The sequence below is a fragment of the Streptomyces sp. NPDC014656 genome, assembly GCF_043084305.1.
Lineage (GTDB): Bacteria > Actinomycetota > Actinomycetes > Streptomycetales > Streptomycetaceae > Streptomyces.
This window is the reverse complement of the sequence record NZ_JBIBZN010000006.1, coordinates 183,600-204,227: the sequence shown is the minus strand read 5'-3', so window position 1 is coordinate 204,227 and position 20,628 is coordinate 183,600. Positions and strand designations below refer to the sequence as shown.

The following is a 20,628-nucleotide window of genomic DNA, read 5'->3' as shown; positions in this document are numbered from 1 at the left end:
GATCGTCGCCCCGCCCCGTCCCCGCGGCAACGCGCGCGCGTCCGAACGGAGACGCGGGAACGCCCCGGCTCGGATCGCTTCGGCATCCTGGCTCGGGCTGCTTCGGCACCCCGGCTCGGGCCGCTTCGGCATCCCGGCTCAGGGCCGCTTCGGCTCCCCGGTGGGCGTCAGCGTCCAGGTGCCGCGCGACCGTACGTACAGCAGCCCCGGCTTCTTCGGCAGGACGGCCCCGGCCGTGAACGCGCCCGTCCCCTCGCACAGCAGCTCCCCGGCGCGGTGGTCCGACCGCAGGGCGTGGAGGGTGAAGGCGGAGCCGGCGTGCTGGGTCACCCGCAGCGGTTCCCGCCCGCCGGAGTGGCGCAGGACGTACGAACCCGTCGACGCGAGCTCGTCGTCCAGGTGGGGGACCTCCTCCGGCGGGTGCAGCCAGACCCGCCACCCCTTCCTGGTGTGCAGCTGGAGGCGGACGGCCTCCCCGCCGCCGGACGGGACCGGGACCACCGCCCGGGTCAGCGCGGAGGCGTGGGTGAGCGGCTGGCGGTCCGGACCGTCGACCGGCGGTTCGGTCAGCTCGACCCAGGAGCCGTCCGCCCGGTCGAGGTGGACCACCAGCACCGCGGGCCGGTCCGGCCCGGTGCGGAACAGCGCTACCCCCGCGTTGCCCCGGCCCTCCCGCCACTGCCGCGGCCCGGTCCTGCCGGGCCGGGCCGCGTAGGCGTCGGCGTCCGCGCCCACGTCGACGCCGCCCGGTGCGGCCGGGAGCGGCCCGGACGCCGGAGCGGTACGGCGCCGGGCGCGGGGCACGGCCTCCGGCTCCGGCTCCCGCAGTCCGCTCTCGATCGGCGGCCTGCCCTCCGCCAGGCGTACGGCGTCGGCCGCGCACACCGCGACCGTCCGGGCCGTGCCGCCGGCGGGTGCCCAGCGGACCTCCTCGGCGGCGCGTCCGTGCCGGGGGTCGAAGAAGCAGAGCGGGAGCCGGTGCGGGCGGGGCCGACCCTCGACGGCCGCGTCCACGCAGGTCAGCGCGTGCCGCCCGGTGTCCAGGGCGCGCAGCACGTCGGCGGTGTCCCGAGGGGTCCGGTCGCCGGCGAAGTCCCGTTTGGCCCGCTCGTAGGCGTCCAGCGCCCGCTGGTAGTCGGCGAGGACGTCCGGGCCGTGCGCCCCGTGGTCCGGTACGAAGGGGTGCGCGGCGAGCGCCTCCCCGAACGCGGTGATCTCCGCGTCGACCCGGGCGAGCCCGTCCGCGTCGCCCCGTGCCCGGTCGTCCCTGCCGCCCCGCGCCCGGCCGTCCCCGTCGCCCCGTGCCCGGTCGTCCGCCTCGCCCCGTGCCCGGCCGCCCTCGTCACCCGCGCCGGGCCCGGACCCACGCTCCCCGCGTCCGCGGAACAGCCCCCGGATCGCCCCCACCACGCCGTCGCCCATGGCGGTGAGCGTACGCGCCCGCCCGGCCCGCCACGTGAGATCGCGGGGCGGCCGGGCATGACCGAAGGCCGGGGATGCACTAGAGTTATCTCGATATCGAGATAACTGCTGACGGCGCACTGCGGCCGCCTCCCCGGTAAGGGTTACCTAACTTAGCCTTACCTTAGCGGATCGGCGAGAAGCCGTGGCGGCAGCATGACGGTAGTACGCGCACATTGATGAAGGAGACTGTCGTGTCGGCGAACAGCTTCGACGCCCGCAGCACGCTGCGCGTGGGCGACGAGTCGTACGAGATCTTCAAGCTGGACAAGGTCGAGGGCTCCGCGCGCCTCCCTTACAGCCTGAAGGTCCTCCTGGAGAACCTGCTCCGCACCGAGGACGGCGCGAACATCACCGCCGACCACATCCGGGCCCTCGGCAACTGGGACTCCCAGGCCCAGCCGAGCCAGGAGATCCAGTTCACGCCGGCGCGCGTGATCATGCAGGACTTCACCGGTGTCCCCTGCGTCGTCGACCTCGCCACCATGCGTGAGGCCGTCGCCGCGCTCGGCGGCGACCCGGCGAAGATCAACCCGCTCTCCCCGGCCGAGATGGTCATCGACCACTCCGTCATCGCCGACAAGTTCGGCACCAACGACGCCTTCGCGCAGAACGTCGAGCTGGAGTACGGCCGCAACAAGGAGCGCTACCAGTTCCTGCGCTGGGGCCAGACCGCCTTCGACGACTTCAAGGTCGTCCCCCCGGGCACCGGCATCGTCCACCAGGTGAACATCGAGCACCTGGCCCGCACCGTCATGGTCCGCAACGGCCAGGCGTACCCCGACACCCTCGTCGGCACCGACTCCCACACCACCATGGTCAACGGCCTCGGTGTGCTCGGCTGGGGCGTCGGCGGCATCGAGGCCGAGGCCGCCATGCTCGGCCAGCCGGTCTCCATGCTGATCCCGCGCGTCGTCGGCTTCAAGCTGACCGGCGAGCTGCCCACCGGCACCACCGCCACCGACCTGGTGCTGACCATCACCGAGATGCTGCGCAAGCACGGCGTCGTCGGCAAGTTCGTCGAGTTCTACGGTGAGGGCGTCGCCGCCACCTCCCTCGCGAACCGCGCCACCATCGGCAACATGTCGCCCGAGTTCGGCTCCACCGCCGCGGTCTTCCCGATCGACGACGAGACCCTGAACTACCTCAAGCTCACCGGCCGCTCCGAGCAGCAGGTCGCGCTCGTCGAGGCGTACGCCAAGGAGCAGGGCCTCTGGCTGGACCCGAAGGCCGAGCCCGACTTCTCCGAGAAGCTGGAGCTCGACCTCTCCACGGTCGTCCCGTCGATCGCCGGCCCGAAGCGCCCGCAGGACCGCATCATCCTCGCGAACGCCGCCGCGCAGTTCGCCCAGGACGTGCGCAACTACGTCGACTCGGTCGACGAGGCGGGCAAGGAGTCCTTCCCGGCCTCCGACGCCCCGGCCGTCTCCAGCACGGTCCCGTCGAACCCGGTCGAGGTCACCGCCCCCGACGGCTCGACCTACACCCTCGACCACGGTGCGGTGACGGTCGCGGCCATCACCTCCTGCACCAACACGTCGAACCCGTACGTCATGGTCGCCGCCGCGCTCGTCGCGAAGAAGGCCGTGGAGAAGGGCCTGACCCGCAAGCCGTGGGTCAAGACCACCCTCGCCCCGGGCTCGAAGGTCGTCACCGACTACTTCGACAAGGCGGGCCTCACCCCGTACCTCGACAAGGTCGGCTTCAACCTCGTCGGCTACGGCTGCACCACCTGCATCGGCAACTCCGGCCCGCTGCCGGAGGAGGTCTCCAAGGCGGTCAACGAGCACGACCTGGCCGTGACCTCGGTCCTCTCGGGCAACCGCAACTTCGAGGGCCGCATCAACCCCGACGTCAAGATGAACTACCTGGCCTCCCCGCCGCTGGTCGTCGCGTACGCCATCGCGGGCTCCATGAAGGTGGACATCACCAAGGACGCGCTGGGTGTCGACACCGAGGGCAACCCGGTCTTCCTCAAGGACATCTGGCCCTCCGAGGCCGAGGTGAACGACGTCGTCGCCAACGCGATCGGCGAGGACATGTTCGCCAAGTCCTACCAGGACGTCTTCGCCGGCGACGCCCAGTGGCAGGCGCTGTCGATCCCGACCGGCAACACCTTCGAGTGGGACGCCGAGTCGACCTACGTCCGCAAGCCCCCGTACTTCGAGGGCATGACGATGGAGACCACCCCGGTCACCGACATCACGGGCGCCCGCGTGCTCGCGAAGCTCGGCGACTCGGTCACCACCGACCACATCTCCCCGGCCGGCGCCATCAAGGCCGACACCCCGGCCGGCAAGTACCTCACCGAGCACGGTGTGGAGCGTCGTGACTTCAACTCCTACGGCTCGCGCCGGGGCAACCACGAGGTCATGATCCGCGGCACCTTCGCCAACATCCGCCTGCGCAACCAGATCGCGCCGGGCACCGAGGGCGGCTACACCCGCGACTTCACCCAGGCCGACGGCCCGGTGTCGTTCATCTACGACGCCTCGCAGAACTACCAGGCCGCCGGCACCCCGCTGGTCATCCTGGGCGGCAAGGAGTACGGCTCCGGCTCGTCCCGCGACTGGGCCGCCAAGGGCACCGCGCTCCTCGGTGTCAAGGCCGTCATCACCGAGTCGTACGAGCGCATCCACCGCTCGAACCTCATCGGCATGGGCGTCCTCCCGCTCCAGTTCCCGGCCGGCCAGTCGGCCGACTCGCTGGGCCTGACCGGCGAGGAGACCTTCTCCATCACCGGCATCACCGAGCTGAACGAGGGCACCACCCCCAGCACGGTGAAGGTCACCACCGACACCGGTGTCGAGTTCGACGCGGTCGTCCGCATCGACACCCCCGGCGAGGCGGACTACTACCGCAACGGCGGCATCATGCAGTACGTGCTCCGCAACCTGATCCGCGGCTGACGCCCCTGATCCGGTAGCAAGCGGGAAGGGCCCCGCTCCTCTTCACGAGGAGCGGGGCCCTTCCGTCGTACCGGGAGGATCAGAACATCGCGCGGAAGCTGTTCCAGCCCGAGGTGCCGATCTTCACGCGGGCCGTGTACGGGGCGCTGGAGCTGCCCCGGCCCTTGTACAGCCACAGCGCGCCGGAGCCGTCGCGGGCCACCAGGTCCGCCCGGCCGTCACCGGTCAGGTCACCGGGGGAGAAGATGTAGTTGTAGGTGTTCCAACCGCTGCCGATCCGGGTGCGGGCGGTGAAGGGCGCGTTGTTGAGGCCGGTGCCCTTGTACAGCCACAGGACGCCGTTGCGGTCGCGGGCGACGAGGTCGGCCCGGCCGTCGCCGGTGATGTCGCCCTTGCCCGCGAGCTGGGTGTAGGCGTTCCAGCCCGAGCCGACGCGGTAGCGGCCGGTCAGGCCCGCGTTGCTGTAGCCCAGGTAGTGCCACAGGACGCCCGCGCTGTCGCGGGCCAGGATGTCCTCGGGCGCGCCGCCGCCCGTGTTGCCGGCGGAGAGGACCTTGTTGTAAATGTTCCAGCCGCCGCCGAGGTCACGGAGCGGGCCGCCGTCCGTGTAGTTCAGCCGACCGTCGCTGCGGACGGCGTAGAAGCCGTCGGACGACTTGTAGCCGTACTCGTTGACGCGCGCGTCAACGTCGGACTGGTTGAAGTGCTTGTACGAGGTCCAGCCGGTGCCCGACTCGTTCGCGAGCCGCTGGATGCCGCCCCCGCTGACGGGGGTGTACCCCCAGATGGTGCCGGCGCTGTTCACGCCGTACAGGTTGTTGAGCGGGGCCCCGGTGGTCGCGGTCGCCGCGAAGGCGGACGCGCGGTCCGACTGCTGCGCCGGCGCCGGCGCGGGCACGGGAGCGGGCTTGAAGGCCGGGCCCGGCTCCGCCGCCACCGCGGCCGTCGTGGTGCCCACCAGGGCGGCGGTCACCGCGGCGACCGTGACACGGGCGAGCACACCCGTGCGATTCAGGCCAGAAGTCTTGGCCACGTGATCTCCAGATCAGATGTGGGAACAGAAAGGTACGAAGCACCACCGAACTCGGCCCGGTTCGGCGGGTTTTCCCCCGTTTCCGCCCGCCCGGCAGCGACTCCGTACATGACAGGAAGACGGCAGTCGCGCCCCCGCGGTTCCAGCCATCCCGCAACTTCCTTCCGGGCCGGTCCGTTTCGCCGGATTGCGAATGGACCATTCAGGTTGTGAAGGCATCCCGGAGGGATGTGTTCCTGTCGGACCGGGCAGGCATCCGTGCGAAGCCCCGGGGAAATCCCCGAGGTCTCAACTCGGGAAAGATGCCTGACGAATGCTGCTTTCGATCTTGCTACCGCTGCGGGAAGTGGACTATACCTGTCGGCGTCCAGCCCGTCGGAAACCTCCGGCGACGGCCCGACGCCTGCACGACCCAGCTGCAAATGACCGCGGTGGCGGGGCCCTTCGCCGGTGGCGAGACGAAGTACGGGTGACCGGTACACCGCCTGAGTCCTGAATGAAGGCGAGGACTTGAGCATGGGATCCACCTCCGCCCGCTCGAACGAGGGCGGCCTCGGCCGTCGCGACCTGATCAAGCGTTCCACCGCTGTCGGTCTGATCTCCGTCCCGGCGATGGGCTTCCTCTCCGCCTGCGCCAGCGGCGGCGGCAGCAACAACGAAAAGGTCGAGAAGGGCGTCAAGTCCGACAAGAACCCGCTCGGGGTGAATGAGTCGGCCGAGCTCGACTTCGTCCTCTTCGACGGTGGTTTCGGCCAGCAGTACGCCAAGGACGCGATCAAGCTCTTCGAGGCGAGCTACCCGAAGGCCAAGGTCAAGTTCACCCCGACGCAGAAGATCACCACCGAGCTCCAGCCCCGGTTCAACGGCGGCACCCCGCCGGACCTGATCGACAACTCCGGCGCCGAGCAGATGGACATGGGCGTCCTCGTCGGACAGAAGCAGCTGACCGACCTGACCCCGCTCCTCGACGCGCCCTCCGTGGACGACCCGGCCAAGAAGGTCCGCGACACCCTGCGCCCCGGCATCATCGAGATGGGCCAGTTCGACGGCGAGCCCTGCTGGATGCTGAACTACGCCTACACCGTCTACGGCGTGTGGTACTCGCAGAAGGCGCTCGACTCGCTCGACGCGAAGTACCCCGAGACCTGGGACGAGATGCTGGCCGTCTGCGAGAAGGCCAAGAAGAAGGGCATCGCGCCCTGGACGTACGCGGGCAAGCACCCGTACTACCTGCCCTTCTCGCTCTACCCGATGATCGCCAAGGTCGGCGGCCGCGAGGTCCTGGACGCCATCGACAACCTGGAGCCGAAGGCCTGGGAGCACCCGGCCGTCAAGGCCTGTTTCGAGGCGTACTACGAGCTCTTCAAGAAGGGCTACATCCTCCAGGGCACCCCCGGCCTCGACCACATCCAGTCGCAGACCGCCTGGACCGAGGGCAAGGCGCTCTTCATCCCGAACGGCTCCTGGGTCGAGAACGAGGCCGCGAAGACCATGCCGGCCGACTTCGGCCTCGCCGTCTCCGCCCCGACCGGCCTGGACTCCTCCGACAAGATGCCCTTCGGCACCATCTGGGCGGCCGGCGGCGAGCCCTTCATCGTCCCGGCGAAGGCGAAGAACCCCGAGGCCGCCATGGAGCAGCTGCGCATCATGCTCAGCGAGGCGTCCTCCAAGAGCTTCACCCAGTCCGTGAAGTCGCTCAGCGCGCTCAACGGCGGCACCACCGGCATCGAGCTGTCCCCGGGCCTCAAGTCCGGTGTGGCGGCCCTGGAGAAGGCCGGCACCAACGTGGTCAACCCCCGTCTCCAGGACTGGTACGTCGCGCTCCAGAAGGAGAAGATCGGCGTCGCCGGCATCGGCGAGATGATGGCCGGCCGCGCCACCCCCGCCGAGACGATCAAGAAGATCCAGAAGTTCGCCGACGAGGCGGCCAAGGACCCGAACATCAAGCACTACAAGCACCAGTGAGCAGTGCCGGGGCCCCTTCCCGCCGACCGGGAGCGGGCCCCGGCCCCTCGGCGCGCGGCGCCGCGGCGCGCGCCCTTCGCCGGAGATCGGGGTCGGTTCGGAATGCAGCACGGCAAGTACCGTTTCATCGTGGGGTTCCTGGTGGTCCCCCTGGCGCTCTACGCGCTCTTCGTCATCTGGCCGTTCATCCAGTCCATCTACTACTCGCTCACGGACTGGTCCGGTCTGAGTCCCGAATTCGGGTTCGTCGGTCTCGACAACTACACGAGACTGCTCGACGACGAGATCTTCTGGAAATCGCTCCAGCACAGCCTGACCTTCGCCGTCGTCCTTCCCCTGGTGACGGTGGGATTCGCGCTCTTCCTGGCGTTCATGCTGAATGTCGGGGGCCGGCGGCGTAAGGGCGCGGCGGTCACGGGCGTCCGCGGCTCGTCCTTCTACAAGATCGTCTATTTCTTCCCGCAGGTCCTGTCGATCGTGATCGTGGCGCTGCTCTTCCAGTTCGCGTACAACCCGAACAGCGGGGCCATCAATTCGTTCCTCAGGGCGGTCGGTCTCGGCGGTCTCCAGCCGGACTGGCTCGGCGATCCGGACCTCGCCCTCATCTGCGTGATGGTCGTGCTCGTCTGGTCGACGGTCGGCTTCTTCGTGGTGCTCTTCTCGGCGGGTATGGCGTCCATTCCGCGCGACTTCTACGAGGCCGCGCTGCTGGACGGCGCCAGCCGTTTCACCACCTTCTTCAAGATCACCCTGCCGCTGCTCTGGGACACCGTGCAGTCGGGGTGGATCTACATGGGCATCCTCGCGCTCGGCGCGGAGTCCTTCGCGGTGGTGCAGATCATGACCGTCGGGCCGAGCGGCGGCGGGCCTGACTACTCGACCATCGTCCTGCCGCTGTACGTGTACCAGAAGGCGTTCCGGGACGGTCAGGCCGCCTACGCCACGACCATCGGCGTCGCGCTCCTCCTCGTCACGCTCGCCTTCGCGGCGGTCGTGATGAAGCTGGGCCGGCGCGAGCGGCTGGAGTTCTGATGAAGACCACCGACACCCCGCCCGCCGGGGACGCGCAGATGCCCGCGATCCGCACGGACCAGGTCCCGGTCGTCCGCAAGGCGGCGGCCCCCGCCGGGGAGAAGCGCGAGGGCGCCGTCCTCAACGTCTTCTCGCACGGCGTGCTGATCATCTGGGCGATCATGGTGGTGCTGCCGCTGCTCTGGGCGGTGATGACCTCCTTCAAGACCGACCGGGCGATCTTCACCTCGCCCTGGTCGCTGCCGGACGCGCTCCACTTCGAGAACTGGTCGCGCGCCTGGACCCAGGCCCACATGAGCGAGTACTTCCTGAACACCGTCGTGGTGGTCGGCGGCTCGCTGGTCGGCACCCTGCTCTTCGGCTCGATGGCGGCGTACGTGCTGGCCCGCTTCGAGTTCCCCGGGAACCGCTTCCTCTACTTCCTCTTCATCGGGGGGATGAGCTTCCCGATCATCCTGGCGCTGGTGCCGCTCTTCTACGTGATGCAGAACATGGCCCTGCTGGACACGATCCACGGGCTGATCCTGGTCTACATCGCGTACTCGCTGCCCTTCACCGTCTTCTTCCTCACCGCCTTCTTCCGGACGCTGCCCACCTCGGTGGCGGAGGCGGCCTGCATCGACGGGGCCTCGCACACCCGCACCTTCTTCCAGGTGATGCTGCCGATGGCCAAGCCGGGCCTGATCAGCGTCGGCATCTTCAACTTCCTGGGCCAGTGGAACCAGTACCTGCTGCCGACGGTGCTCAACACCGACCCCGACCACAAGGTGCTCTCGCAGGGCCTGGTGCAGCTCGCGGTCAGCCAGGGCTACAAGGGCGACTGGTCCGGGCTCTTCGCCGGACTGGTGATGGCGATGCTGCCGGTGCTCGCCGCGTACGTCGTCTTCCAGCGGCAGGTGGTGGCCGGACTCACCGCCGGCGCCGTGAAGTAGCGCCCGGAACGGCTGGAGCGCTCCCACGCTCCCGAAGGCCCCCGCACGCGTCCGCGTGCGGGGGCCTTCGGCTGTTCCGGGTCTTGACGGGAGTGAAGGCGAAAGCGTCCCCTTAGAGTTCACATGTTGGAGAAAACGGTGGGAGTGAAAGAGTCGATGGAGACTCCGGGGTCGCAGACGTCTCTGCACAGGGCCAACCTCGAGCGGGTCGTGCGGGCCGTCCGGATGGCCGGTTCGCTGACCCAGGCGGAGATCGCCCGGGCGACGGGACTGTCGGCGGCGACCGTCTCCAACATCGTCCGGGAGCTGAAGGACGGCGGCACGGTCGAGGTGACCCCCACCTCGGCGGGCGGCCGGCGGGCCCGCAGCGTGTCGCTCTCCGGCGACGCGGGCATCGTCATCGGCGTCGACTTCGGCCACACCCACCTGCGGGTCGCGGTCGGCAACCTCGCCCACCAGGTGCTCGCCGAGGAGGCCGAGCCGCTCGACGTGGACGCCTCCGCCGCGGAGGGCTTCGACCGGGCGGAGCAGCTGGTCAACCGGCTGATCGCGGCCACCGGCATCGGCCGGGACAAGGTGATCGGCGTCGGCCTCGGCGTGCCCGGCCCCATCGACGTCGCCTCCGGGACGCTCGGCTCGACCTCGATCCTGCCGGGCTGGAGCGGAATCAACCCGGCCGAGGAGCTGTCCGCCCGGCTCGGGGTCCCCGTCCACGTCGACAACGACGCCAACCTGGGCGCGCTCGGCGAGCTGGTGTGGGGGAGCGGCCGGGGCGTCAAGGACCTGGCGTACATCAAGGTGGCGAGCGGCGTCGGCGCCGGTCTGGTGATCGACGGGCGGGTCTACCGGGGCCCGGGCGGCACGGCCGGCGAGATCGGCCACATCACCCTCGACGAGTCGGGCCCGGTCTGCCGCTGCGGCAACCGCGGCTGCCTGGAGACCTTCACGGCCGCGCGGTACGTGCTGCCGCTGCTCCAGCCGAGCCACGGGCCGGACCTCACCATGGAGCGGGTGGTGCAGCTGGCCCGCGAGGGCGACCCGGGCTGCCGCCGGGTCGTCGCCGACGTGGGCCGCCACATCGGCAGCGGCGTCGCCAATCTTTGCAATCTCTTGAACCCGAGCCGGGTCGTGCTCGGCGGCGACCTCGCGGAGGCGGGGGAGCTGGTGCTCGCGCCCATCCGGGACTCGGTGGGCCGGTACGCGATCCCGAGCGCCGCCCGCCGGCTCTCCTTGGCGCAGGGGGCCCTGGGCGGCCGGGCCGAGGTGCTCGGCGCGCTGGCCCTGGTGCTGAGCGAGATGGGCGATTCGACCCTGCTCAACGGGACAGAAGGTGCATTTCAGGCGGCCGGTCCGGTGGCCGTGCCTGCCTTCACTTAGAAAACAATAACCACCGTTGTCATCTCGTTAAGTTTTCACTTCTTGACGACGGTGTTGCGGCCGAGTTGACTTCGTGACACCTCGGCCGCACCGTCGCGGCCTCGTCAGGGAGGCAACCCCACATGAACGCAATGACTCGCCGTGTCGTCATAGGCTCGGCCGCGGTCTCGATGGCCCTCGCGCTCTCCGCCTGTGGCCAGGCCGGCGGCGGCGACAGCGAGGACAAGGGAAGCTCGACCAAGATCGGTCTGCTCCTCCCGGAGAACAAGACCGCGCGCTACGAGTCGCTGGACAAGCCGCAGTTCGAGAAGGCCGTCAAGGCCGCCTGCGGCGACTGCGAGGTCGTGTACAACAACGCCGTCTCCGACGTCGTGAAGCAGAAGCAGCAGTTCGACCAGCTCATCGCCGACGGCGTGAAGGTCATCGCGCTCGGCTCGGTCGACGCCGCCAAGTCGGCCGCCTGGGTCAAGGAGGCGCAGGGCAAGGGCGTCAAGGTCGTCGCCTACGACCGCGCGATCGAGGGCGCGGACGCCTACGTCAGCCACGACAACAACAAGGTCGGCGAGCTCCAGGGCCAGGCGCTCCTCGCCGCCCTCGGCGCCAAGGCCGCCACCGCCCAGGTCGTCATGATCAACGGCGACGAGAAGGACCCGAACGCCGCCCTCTTCAAGAAGGGCGCCCACGCCGCCCTCGACGGCAAGGTCGGCAAGATCGCCTACGAGGCCTCCGGCGAGTGGGACCCGAAGGTCGCGGGCGAGAAGATGGCCGCCGCCGTCTCCTCCGTCGGCAAGGACAAGATCGGCGCCGTCTACTCCGCCAACGACGGCATGGCGGGCGGCATCATCACCTCCCTGGAGAACGCCGGCATCAAGAACATCCCGGTCGGCGGCCAGGACGCCGAGGTCGCGGGCATCCAGCGCATCGTCGCCGGCACCCAGACCTTCACCATCTACAAGTCGCCGCTCCAGCTGGCCCCCGAGGCCGCCAAGTTCGCGGTCAACCTGCTCCAGGGCAAGGACCTCGGCGCCCAGGGCGAGACGGACGGCGTGAAGTCCACCCTCTTCCCGCCGGTGGTCGTCGACAAGACCAACATCCAGTCCACGGTGATCAAGGACGGCATCTACGCCGCCGCCGACATCTGCACCGCGGACCTCGCCGCCAAGTGCGCCGAGCTGGGCATCAAGTAAGCCCCTGAGGGCCTGTCCGGCGGACAGGCCCCCGGGAGCCCCGGCTCCCGGACCCCGCACCACCCCTGCCGGACCGTCAGCCCCGGCAGGACGCGGAACGCGCCCGTCCCCGTGACGCGGCTCCGCCCCCAGACCCGTCCGGCCCCGGCCGACCCAGACCCCGCTGTCGGTCCGGGGCCGGACGAGCACAGCCCCCCTCGAACTCGGCGCCGTACGGCGCGACATGCCGCTGCCCCCGTCCACGGGCGGCGAAGGAGTTGGTTCACGTGTCCCAGACGCCTGTCCTGGCGTTGCGCGGGATCTTCAAGCGATTCGGAGCGGTCCAGGTCCTCTCCGGTGTCGACCTCGAAGTCCACGCCGGTGAGGTCGTCGCCCTGGTCGGCGACAACGGCGCCGGAAAGTCCACCCTGGTCAAGACGATCGCCGGCGTCCACCCGATCGACGAGGGCGTCATCGAGTGGGAGGGCCGCCCGGTCGAGATCGCCCGCCCGCAGGACTCCCAGCACCTCGGCGTGGCCACCGTCTACCAGGACCTCGCCCTCTGCGACAACCTCGACGTCGTCGCCAACCTCTTCCTCGGCCGCGAGCTCAAGAAGGGCGGCGTCCTCGACGAGGTCGCCATGGAGAAGCGGGCCAAGGACCTCCTCTCCACGCTCTCCATCCGCATCCCCAGCGTCCGCATCCCCGTTGCCGCCCTCTCCGGCGGCCAGCGGCAGGTCGTCGCCATCGCCCGCGCCCTGGTCGGCGACCCCAAGATCGTCATCCTGGACGAGCCGACCGCCGCGCTCGGCGTCGAGCAGACCGCCCAGGTCCTCGACCTGGTCGAGCGGCTCCGCGAGCAGGGCCTCGGCGTCATCCTCATCAGCCACAACATGGCCGACGTGAAGGCCGTCGCCGACACCGTCGCCGTGCTGCGCCTCGGCCGCAACAACGGCACCTTCCCGGTCGCCACCACCACGCACGAAGAGATCATCGCGGCGATCACCGGCGCCACGGACAACGCCGTGACCCGCCGGCAGGCCCGCACCGCGGAGGTAGCCCAGTGAGCACGACCCCCAAGGCGACCGACGAGGCGCCCGTGCCCGAGCCCCGCGCCTCCGAGGACGCGGCGACCGAGACCCCGGCCGCCGCCGCGATCCCCGCCGTCGACCCCCGCCTCCTCGTCCGCGAGCAGGGCTTCAAGGGCTACGCCGACGAGTTCAAGCGCAAGATCCGCTCCGGCGAGATCGGCTCCCTGCCGGTCGTCATCGGCCTGATCGTCATCGGCATCGTCTTCCAGGCGCTGACCGGCAACTTCATCACCTCGTACAACCTCGACCAGATCACGCTGTACGCGGCCGGCCCCGGCATCATGGCCGTCGGCATCGTCTTCGTGCTGCTGCTCGGCGAGATCGACCTCGCCGTCGGCTCCGTCGCCGGCCTCGCGGGCTCCGTCTGGGGCGTCCTCGCCACCGACATGCCGGACTCCCTCGCGATCCTCCTGGGCATCCTCTCCGGCACCCTCCTCGGCGCCTTCCACGGCCTGGTCTTCGCCAAGATCGGCGTCCCCGCCTTCGTCGTCACCCTCGCCGGCTTCCTCGGCTGGGCCGGCCTCCAGACCTGGGTGATGGGCGAGCGCTCCACCATCCCGACGCCCATCGGCAGCTTCGTCGGCGACCTCACCAAGTACTACTTCTCCGACGTCATCGCCGCCTACGGCCTCGCCGTCGTGGTGATCGCCGCCTTCTACCTCGCCCAGCTGCGCGACTCCTCCCGCCGCAGGGCGGCCGAGCTGCCGCACCGCCCGCACAGCGAGATCCTGCTGCGCACCGGCGTCCTCGCGGTCCTCGTCCTGGTCGCCGCATACGGCTTCAACCAGGAGAAGGGCCTGCCCCTCTCCCTGGTGATCTTCCTGGTGATCCTGCTGGTCACCGACTTCGTCCTGCGCCGCACCACCTACGGCCGCCAGGTCTTCGCGGTCGGCGGCGGCATCGAGGCGGCCCGCCGGGCCGGCATCAACGTCGCCTGGATCCGGACCTCGGTCTTCATGATCTCCGGCACCCTGGGCGCCGTCGGCGGCCTCTTCCTGGCCTCCGCCACCGGCGGCGCCGACCGCTCGCTGGGCGGCGGCAACCAGCTCATGATGTGCATCGCCGCGGCGGTCATCGGCGGCACGTCCCTCTTCGGCGGCCGCGGCAAGGTCTGGTCGGCGCTCCTGGGCATCCTGGTGCTCCAGTCGATCGTCCAGGGCCTCAACCAGCTCAACCTGGAGTCCAACGCGATCCAGTACATGATCACCGGCGCGGTGCTCCTCATCGCGGTGATCATCGACTCCGTCTCCCGCAAGACCCAGAAGTCCGCGGGACGCGCCTGACGCGCCGCCCCCGGCGGGGGCGAGTGAGGCACGGGCCACATCGCCCGGCACCGGGAAACCGGTGCCGGGCACCGTCGCGTCCGGAGCAGTACATCCCCCATGAGGGTGATGCCGCTCCGCCCGGCCCGATGCCCACGATCCAAGACGGAACATTAGACTCGGCAAAATCGGCAAGCTCGACCAGCTCAGAACGCAAGGAGGCACGGGTGGCCCTGCTGACCCGTATCAGGACACCGCGCGACCTGGACCGGCTCTCCCCGGAACAGCTGGACCAGCTGGCCGCGGAGGTCCGGACCTTCCTCGTCGACGCCGTCTCCAAGACCGGTGGCCACCTCGGCCCCAACCTCGGCGTGGTCGAGCTGACCATCGCCCTGCACCGCGTCTTCGACTCACCGAAGGACAAGGTCCTCTGGGACACCGGCCACCAGAGCTACGTGCACAAGCTGCTCACCGGCCGCCAGGACTTCTCGAAGCTCAAGATGAAGGGCGGCCTCTCCGGCTACCCCTCGCAGGCCGAGTCCGAGCACGACGTGATCGAGAACTCGCACGCCTCGACCGTCCTCGGCTGGGCCGACGGCCTCGCCAAGGCGAACCAGGTCCTGAAGAAGGACGACCACGTCGTCGCCGTCATCGGCGACGGGGCCCTCACCGGCGGCATGGCCTGGGAGGCGCTCAACAACATCGCGGCCGCCAAGGACCGCCCGCTCGTCATCGTCGTCAACGACAACGAGCGCTCCTACGCGCCCACCATCGGCGGCCTCGCCAACCACCTGGCGACCCTGCGCACCACCGACGGCTACGAGCGCTTCCTCGCCCGCGGCAAGGACATCCTGGAGCGCACCCCGGTCGTCGGGAAGCCGCTGTACGAGACGCTGCACGGCGCCAAGAAGGGCCTGAAGGACTTCATCGCCCCCCAGGGCATGTTCGAGGACCTCGGCCTCAAGTACGTCGGCCCCATCGACGGGCACGACATCGAGGCCCTGGAGTCCGCCCTGACGCGCGCCAAGCGCTTCGGCGGCCCGGTGATCGTCCACTGCCTCACCGAGAAGGGCCGCGGCTACCAGCCCGCCCTCCAGGACGAGGCCGACCGCTTCCACGCCGTCGGCAAGATCCACCCCGACACCGGTCTGCCCATCGCCTCCTCCGGAGCCGACTGGACCAGCGTCTTCGGCGAGGAGATGGTGGCGCTCGGCAAGGAGCGCGAGGACATCGTCGCCATCACCGCGGCCATGCTCCAGCCCGTCGGCCTCGACAAGTTCGCCAAGGCCTTCCCCGAGCGGGTCTTCGACGTCGGCATCGCCGAGCAGCACGCCGCCGTCTCCGCGGCCGGCCTCGCCACCGGCGGTCTCCACCCGGTCTTCGCGGTCTACGCGACCTTCCTCAACCGCGCCTTCGACCAGGTCCTGATGGACGTGGCCCTGCACAAGTGCGGCGTCACCTTCGTCCTCGACCGGGCCGGCGTCACCGGCACCGACGGCGCCTCCCACAACGGCATGTGGGACATGTCGATCCTCCAGGTCGTGCCCGGCCTGCGGCTCGCCGCCCCGCGCGACGCCGACCAGGTCCGCGCCCAGCTCCGCGAGGCCGTCGAGGTCACCGACGCGCCCACCGTGGTCCGCTTCTCCAAGGGCGCGGTCGGCCCCGCCGTCCCCGCCGTCGGCCGGGTCGGCGGCATGGACGTGCTCCGCGAGGCCGACAGCGACAGGCCGGACGTCCTCCTGGTCTCCGTGGGCGCCCTCGCGCCGATGTGCCTGGAGATCGCCGACCTGCTCGACAAGCAGGGCATCTCCACCACCGTGGTCGACCCCCGCTGGGTCAAGCCGGTCGACGAGGCCCTCGCGCCGCTCGCCGCCGGCCACCGGGTCGTCGTCACCGTCGAGGACAACAGCCGCGTCGGCGGTGTCGGCTCGGCCGTCGCCCAGGCGCTGCGCGACGCCGGCGTCGACGTGCCGCTGCGTGACTTCGGCATCCCGCCGGTCTTCCTGGACCACGCCTCCCGCGGCGAGGTCCTGGCCGAGATCGGGCTGACCGCCCCCGACATCGCGCGCCAGGTCACCGGCCTGGTCTCGCGTCTCGACGGACGGTTCGAGGCCGCGCGGCAGGCCGTGGAGCCCGCCCGCGACTGATCCCCGCCCCCGGCGGAACGGTCACTCCGCGTCAGCATTGGGCCGGTCGGTTCACCCTCCCGGGTGCCGACCGGCCCTTTCGCGTGCATCCTGGCTTCAATGCGGGCAAGCGTCCCCTCGACCCCCTTCCGCGGGGGCCCCGATACCCGACGTCAAGACGGCGCGGAGGTACGACGGTGAGCACGGACCAGCGCCCCCCCAGGGCCAGCTCCGGAGTCTTCCGGACAAAGTCGGTCGAGCAGTCCATCAGGGACACCGAGGAACCGGAGCACGCGCTCCGCAAATCCCTCTCCGCCTGGGACCTCACGGTCTTCGGCGTCGGCGTCATCATCGGCACCGGCATCTTCGTCCTGACGGGCAAGGTCGCCAAGGAGAACGCCGGCCCGGCCACCGCCCTGGCCTTCGTCGCGGCCGGCATCGTCTGCGCCCTGGCCGCCCTGTGCTACGCCGAGTTCGCCTCGACGGTGCCGGTGGCGGGATCGGCGTACACCTTCGCGTACGCCTCCATCGGCGAGCTGCCGGCCTGGATCATCGGCTGGGACCTGGTCCTGGAGTTCGCGCTGGGCACGGCGGTGGTGGCGGTCGGCTGGTCCGGGTACGTGCGCTCGCTGATGGACAACATCGGCTGGCACCTGCCCGCCTCGCTGGAGGGCCCGGACGTGCCGGGCGGCACCTTCGACATCCTCGCCTTCCTGCTGGTCCTGGTCCTCACCGCGATCCTGGTCGTCGGCATGAAGCTGTCCGCCCGGATCACCGCCGTCGTGGTGGCGATCAAGGTCACCGTCGTCATGATCGTGATCGTCGCGGGCCTGTTCTTCATCGTCGGCGACAACTACGAGCCGTTCATCCCGCCGGCCGTGACCCCGGAGGGCGGCGGTTCCAACTGGGACTCCCCGCTCGTCCAGCTGCTCTTCGGGTACGAGCCCACCAACTTCGGCGTCATGGGCATCTTCACGGCCGCGTCCATCGTCTTCTTCGCCTTCATCGGCTTCGACGTGGTCGCCACCGCCGCCGAGGAGACCAAGCTGCCGCAGCGGGACATGCCCCGGGGCATCCTGGGCTCGCTGCTCATCTGCACCGTGCTGTACGTGGCGGTCGCCCTGGTCGTCACCGGCATGCAGCACTACACCGAGCTGTCCGTGAGCGCCCCGCTCGCCGACGCCTTCAAAGCCGCCGGCCATCCCTTCTACGCGGGCGTGATCAGCTTCGGCGCGGCCGTCGGCCTCACCACGGTCTGTCTGATCCTGCTGCTCGGTCAGACCCGCGTCTTCTTCGCGATGAGCCGCGACGGGCTGCTGCCGCGCTTCTTCTCGAAGACGCACCCCCGGTTCAAGACCCCGTACCGCCCGACCATCCTGCTCGGTGTGATCATCGCGATCGTGGCCGGCTTCACCAGCATCAACGAGCTGGCGACCCTGGTGAACATCGGCACCCTCTTCGCCTTCGTGATGGTCGCCGTCGGCGTGATCATCCTCCGCCGCACCCGCCCCGACCTGCACCGCGCCTTCCGCACCCCGTGGGTGCCGGTGCTGCCGATCGTCTCCATCGCCGCCTCGCTGTGGCTGATGCTCAACCTGCCGGGCGAGACCTGGTTCCGCTTCGCGGTCTGGATGGCGATCGGCATCGTCGTGTACTTCGCGTACGGGCGCGGACACAGCCGGTTGGGCCGGCGGGACACGGGCATCCGTTCCTGATCCGCCGGCGGCCGGGGCGGCCGCCGGAAGCGGACGGCGGGGGGTGGCGGGCCGGAGGGGCCGGATACAGTCGGATCGTACGTGTCCCCACGATCCGGAGTGCTGGAATCCTTTCATGGTGAACCGACCCCAGGCCCCCGCCGACCCCGCCCACGGCTCCCCGCGCGCCCCGAAAATGCACGGCGACTGGCTGGCCCGGGGGACCGAGGGGCGTTTCAGCGTGTTCGTCCCCCGGGGCGGCGAGGTGGCCCGCTGGACCGAGGGCGCCGGGCACCGCTTCACCGGCCCGGTCGACGTCGGCGGCGGCGGGCTGCTGCCGTTCCTCGCGGTCGCGCAGGGCCCGGACCGGTACGTGCACCTGATCGGCATCCGGCCCACCGCCACCGGCGCGGAGGCGGGGGAGCAGCACGTCGAACTGGTGCACAGCATCCAGTACCAGACCGGCCGGCCCAACGTGGAGTGGAAGTCCATCGGGCACTCCAACAACCACGCCGAGTGGTTCGGCAACCCCGCGGTGGCCGTGGACGCCCAGGGCCGGTTGCACGTCTTCGTCCGCAACCGCGGCGGCGGCGTCAGCGCGCGGATCCAGAAGGACGCCGGCGGCTGGCACCCCTGGTGGGACCTGCGGGGCGGCCGCTCCGACCAGAACCCGGTGGCGGCGGTGACCGGGAAGGGGCTCGTCGAGCTCTACACCTCCACCGACCGCGGGCTGCGGCGCTACGTCCAGCACGACCCGGGGGCCAAGCCGGTCGCCGAGGACCCGGTGCCGGCCTCGGTGACGCAGGGCACGCTCGCCGCGGTGACCGGCCCCTCCGGGCACGTGACGCTCTACTACGTGGACGGCCACGGCCGGGTCTGCGTCTGGTCGCCGGGCCGCGGACTGGCCCCGACCCCGCTCGCCCAGGGCGTCGGCGAGGGCCCGCTGACGGCCACCGGCTGCCTGATCGACGGGTACGCGTGCACCCTCGTCGCCCAGTGCGACGCGGCGGGCGTCGTCTCGCTCGGCGCCTTCATGGCGGAGCGCGAGGACATGGGCCTGTACTGGAGCCCCTCGGGCCCGCCGGTGCTGGGCCCGCCGGCCCTGACCACGGACCGCGACGGCGCGGCGGTCCTCGCGGCGCTGACGCCCGACGGGGGAGTGGTGGTCACCCGCCAGAAGGCGGAGCAGGGTCTGGCCCTGGCGCCCTGGACGCGCCTCTAGACGGACCGGTGCCCCGGCCCCCTCGGAAGGGGACCGGGGCACGCGTGCGTCCGGGGGAGCCGGCGGGGATCAGCCGCCGGTCGCGGGGGACTTCTTCGCGGAGGCCGGGATCTCGGTGTCCTCGCGGATCGCCTTCCACAGCTGGGAGGCGTTGGGCTCGTAGGCGACGACGCGGTTGCCGTCGATCTTGTCGTAGGCGACCGGCAGCATGATCGTCTCCATGTTCTGCGGGTCGACGCCGTTGAGGCTGCGGCCGAAGTCGCCGAGCGCGGTCAGCGAGGCGAGCTCGGAGTCGGTGGTGAGCGCCTTGGTCGCCGAGTCGGCGATCTTGTAGCTCTTGGCGGGGCTGCCGAGCAGGTCCTGCTTCTTGACCTCGGCGAGCAGCGAGGTGAGGAACTGCTGCTGGAGCGAGATCCGGCCCAGGTCGGAGCCGTCGCCGACGCCGTGGCGGGTCCGGACGAAGGCGAGGGACTGGGTGCCGTCGAGCTTCTGCGGGCCGGCTTCGAGGTGGAGGCCGGACTGCTTGTCGTCGATCGGCTCCTTCACGTCGACGGTGACGCCGCCGATGGTGTCGACCAGGTCCTTGAAGCCGGAGAAGTCGATCTCCATGAAGTGGTCGAGGCGGACGCCGGAGATCGACTCCACGGTCTTGGCCACGCAGGCGGAGCCGTACTGGGCGTAGATGGAGTTGAACATGACGCGCTTGGCCGAGGGGGCGGTGGTGCCGTCGCCGCGGACGCACTCGGGGCGGGTGACCAGGGTGTCGCGCGGGATGCTGACGGCGACGGCCTGGGTGCGGCCCTCGGGTATGTGCACCACGAGGGTGGTGTCGGAGCGGCCGCCGCCGACCGCGCCGCCGGCCAGGTCGCCGTTGTCGCCGGCGCGCGAGTCGGAGCCGAGGACCAGCAGGTTCTGGCCGCTGGTGGGGAGCTTCTCCGGACGGTCGTCGCCGAGCGCCTTGTCGATGTCGACGGCCTTGATGTTGCCGTCGATGCTGCTGTACATCCAGTACAGCGTGCCGCCCGCCGCCAGGAGCAGGGCCAGGAGCGTCAGGAGGACGATCCGTCCGGTCCTGCGGCGCTTGCGCGGGGTGGCGGCGCCACGGCGTCCGCCGACGGCCTCGGGCGTGCGGGTGTCCTGGCTCATCGTGTGCGGTTCCTCGAATCCTGGTGACCGTTCGGGACGCTCCTCGGCGTCCCCGCCTTCGTCGGCGCCCCCCCGCCTCCGGTAACGCGGGCACGGTGGCGCGCGGGTAGAGCGTGGAGTATAGGCAGAAGATCGGACGGGTGTACGACGCGGGGTGAGCGCGCGGGGACTCCCGGAGACGGCGGGCGGCGTTCCGCCGGGCCGGCCGGGCC

General features: G+C 70.6%; 14 protein-coding genes. 11 read left to right on the top strand and 3 right to left on the bottom strand.

All coding sequences use genetic code 11. From position 1 onward, the window contains the following. Positions 1-138 precede the first annotated feature (138 nt). Entirely contained in the window at positions 139-1,422 is a 1,284-nt protein-coding gene (locus ACF1ED_RS16755; protein ID WP_391761035.1) for a hypothetical protein, read from the bottom strand. 233 nt (positions 1,423-1,655) lie between these two features. Here ACF1ED_RS16755 and acnA point away from each other — a divergent pair, with 233 nt between their 5' ends. Continuing rightward, positions 1,656-4,370 carry an aconitate hydratase AcnA gene (gene acnA / locus ACF1ED_RS16750; protein ID WP_391761033.1) on the top strand — a complete coding sequence of 905 codons (2,715 nt, stop codon included), beginning with the start codon at positions 1,656-1,658 and terminating at the stop codon, positions 4,368-4,370. 79 nt (positions 4,371-4,449) lie between these two features. Here acnA and ACF1ED_RS16745 read toward each other — a convergent pair whose 3' ends face one another. Next, complete coding sequence (locus ACF1ED_RS16745; protein ID WP_391761031.1) at positions 4,450-5,403, bottom strand: FG-GAP repeat domain-containing protein; 954 nt, start codon at positions 5,401-5,403, stop codon at positions 4,450-4,452. A 516-nt stretch (positions 5,404-5,919) separates the two neighbouring features. Here ACF1ED_RS16745 and ngcE point away from each other — a divergent pair. The 10 genes from ngcE to ACF1ED_RS16695 all read left to right on the top strand — a co-directional run bounded on the left by ngcE (position 5,920) and on the right by ACF1ED_RS16695 (position 19,270). Beyond that, complete coding sequence (gene ngcE / locus ACF1ED_RS16740) at positions 5,920-7,368, top strand: N-acetylglucosamine/diacetylchitobiose ABC transporter substrate-binding protein (protein ID WP_391761029.1); 1,449 nt, start codon at positions 5,920-5,922, stop codon at positions 7,366-7,368. A 102-nt stretch (positions 7,369-7,470) separates the two neighbouring features. After that, the gene (locus ACF1ED_RS16735; protein ID WP_391761027.1) at positions 7,471-8,400 is read left to right on the top strand and encodes a carbohydrate ABC transporter permease; all 930 of its coding nucleotides are present in this window, start codon (positions 7,471-7,473) and stop codon (positions 8,398-8,400) included. Beyond that, a complete protein-coding gene (locus ACF1ED_RS16730) occupies positions 8,400-9,332 on the top strand; it encodes a carbohydrate ABC transporter permease (protein WP_391761025.1) in 933 nt (310 codons plus the stop codon). Before ACF1ED_RS16735 ends, ACF1ED_RS16730 begins: the two co-directional genes overlap by 1 nt. A gap of 156 nt (positions 9,333-9,488) precedes the next feature. Then, entirely contained in the window at positions 9,489-10,709 is a 1,221-nt protein-coding gene (locus ACF1ED_RS16725) for an ROK family protein (protein ID WP_391761023.1), read from the top strand. 122 nt (positions 10,710-10,831) lie between these two features. Beyond that, a complete protein-coding gene (locus tag ACF1ED_RS16720; RefSeq protein WP_391761021.1) occupies positions 10,832-11,896 on the top strand; it encodes a sugar ABC transporter substrate-binding protein in 1,065 nt (354 codons plus the stop codon). A 266-nt stretch (positions 11,897-12,162) separates the two neighbouring features. Continuing rightward, positions 12,163-12,942 (top strand): ATP-binding cassette domain-containing protein, encoded by a 780-nt coding sequence (locus ACF1ED_RS16715; RefSeq protein WP_391761019.1) that lies wholly within the window; start codon positions 12,163-12,165, stop codon positions 12,940-12,942. Continuing rightward, positions 12,939-14,249 (top strand): sugar ABC transporter permease, encoded by a 1,311-nt coding sequence (locus ACF1ED_RS16710; protein WP_391761017.1) that lies wholly within the window; start codon positions 12,939-12,941, stop codon positions 14,247-14,249. The genes ACF1ED_RS16715 and ACF1ED_RS16710 overlap by 4 nt, the downstream gene beginning before the upstream one ends. A gap of 206 nt (positions 14,250-14,455) precedes the next feature. Continuing rightward, positions 14,456-16,375, top strand: coding sequence for a 1-deoxy-D-xylulose-5-phosphate synthase (dxs, locus tag ACF1ED_RS16705; protein WP_391761015.1), 1,920 nt, complete (start codon positions 14,456-14,458; stop codon positions 16,373-16,375). Between the two features lie 176 nt (positions 16,376-16,551). Next, a complete protein-coding gene (locus ACF1ED_RS16700; protein WP_391761013.1) occupies positions 16,552-18,069 on the top strand; it encodes an amino acid permease in 1,518 nt (505 codons plus the stop codon). 115 nt (positions 18,070-18,184) lie between these two features. Further along, complete coding sequence (locus ACF1ED_RS16695) at positions 18,185-19,270, top strand: hypothetical protein (RefSeq protein WP_391761011.1); 1,086 nt, start codon at positions 18,185-18,187, stop codon at positions 19,268-19,270. A gap of 69 nt (positions 19,271-19,339) precedes the next feature. On the opposite strand, the gene ACF1ED_RS16690 is transcribed toward ACF1ED_RS16695, so the two are convergent. Continuing rightward, a complete protein-coding gene (locus ACF1ED_RS16690; RefSeq protein ID WP_391761009.1) occupies positions 19,340-20,416 on the bottom strand; it encodes an LCP family protein in 1,077 nt (358 codons plus the stop codon). Between the last annotated feature and the right edge of the window lie 212 nt (positions 20,417-20,628).

What these genes read in the sequence shown, in the direction of transcription:
- ACF1ED_RS16755 (WP_391761035.1), bottom strand. Translation starts at nt 1,422, where the DNA reads ATGGGCGACGGCGTGGTGGGGGCGATCCGGGGGCTGTTCCGCGGACGC.
- ngcE (WP_391761029.1), top strand. Translation starts at nt 5,920, where the DNA reads ATGGGATCCACCTCCGCCCGCTCGAACGAGGGCGGCCTCGGCCGTCGC.
- ACF1ED_RS16735 (WP_391761027.1), top strand. Translation starts at nt 7,471, where the DNA reads ATGCAGCACGGCAAGTACCGTTTCATCGTGGGGTTCCTGGTGGTCCCC.
- ACF1ED_RS16730 (WP_391761025.1), top strand. Translation starts at nt 8,400, where the DNA reads ATGAAGACCACCGACACCCCGCCCGCCGGGGACGCGCAGATGCCCGCG.
- ACF1ED_RS16725 (WP_391761023.1), top strand. Translation starts at nt 9,489, where the DNA reads ATGGAGACTCCGGGGTCGCAGACGTCTCTGCACAGGGCCAACCTCGAG.
- ACF1ED_RS16720 (WP_391761021.1), top strand. Translation starts at nt 10,832, where the DNA reads ATGAACGCAATGACTCGCCGTGTCGTCATAGGCTCGGCCGCGGTCTCG.
- ACF1ED_RS16695 (WP_391761011.1), top strand. Translation starts at nt 18,185, where the DNA reads ATGGTGAACCGACCCCAGGCCCCCGCCGACCCCGCCCACGGCTCCCCG.
- ACF1ED_RS16690 (WP_391761009.1), bottom strand. Translation starts at nt 20,416, where the DNA reads ATGAGCCAGGACACCCGCACGCCCGAGGCCGTCGGCGGACGCCGTGGC.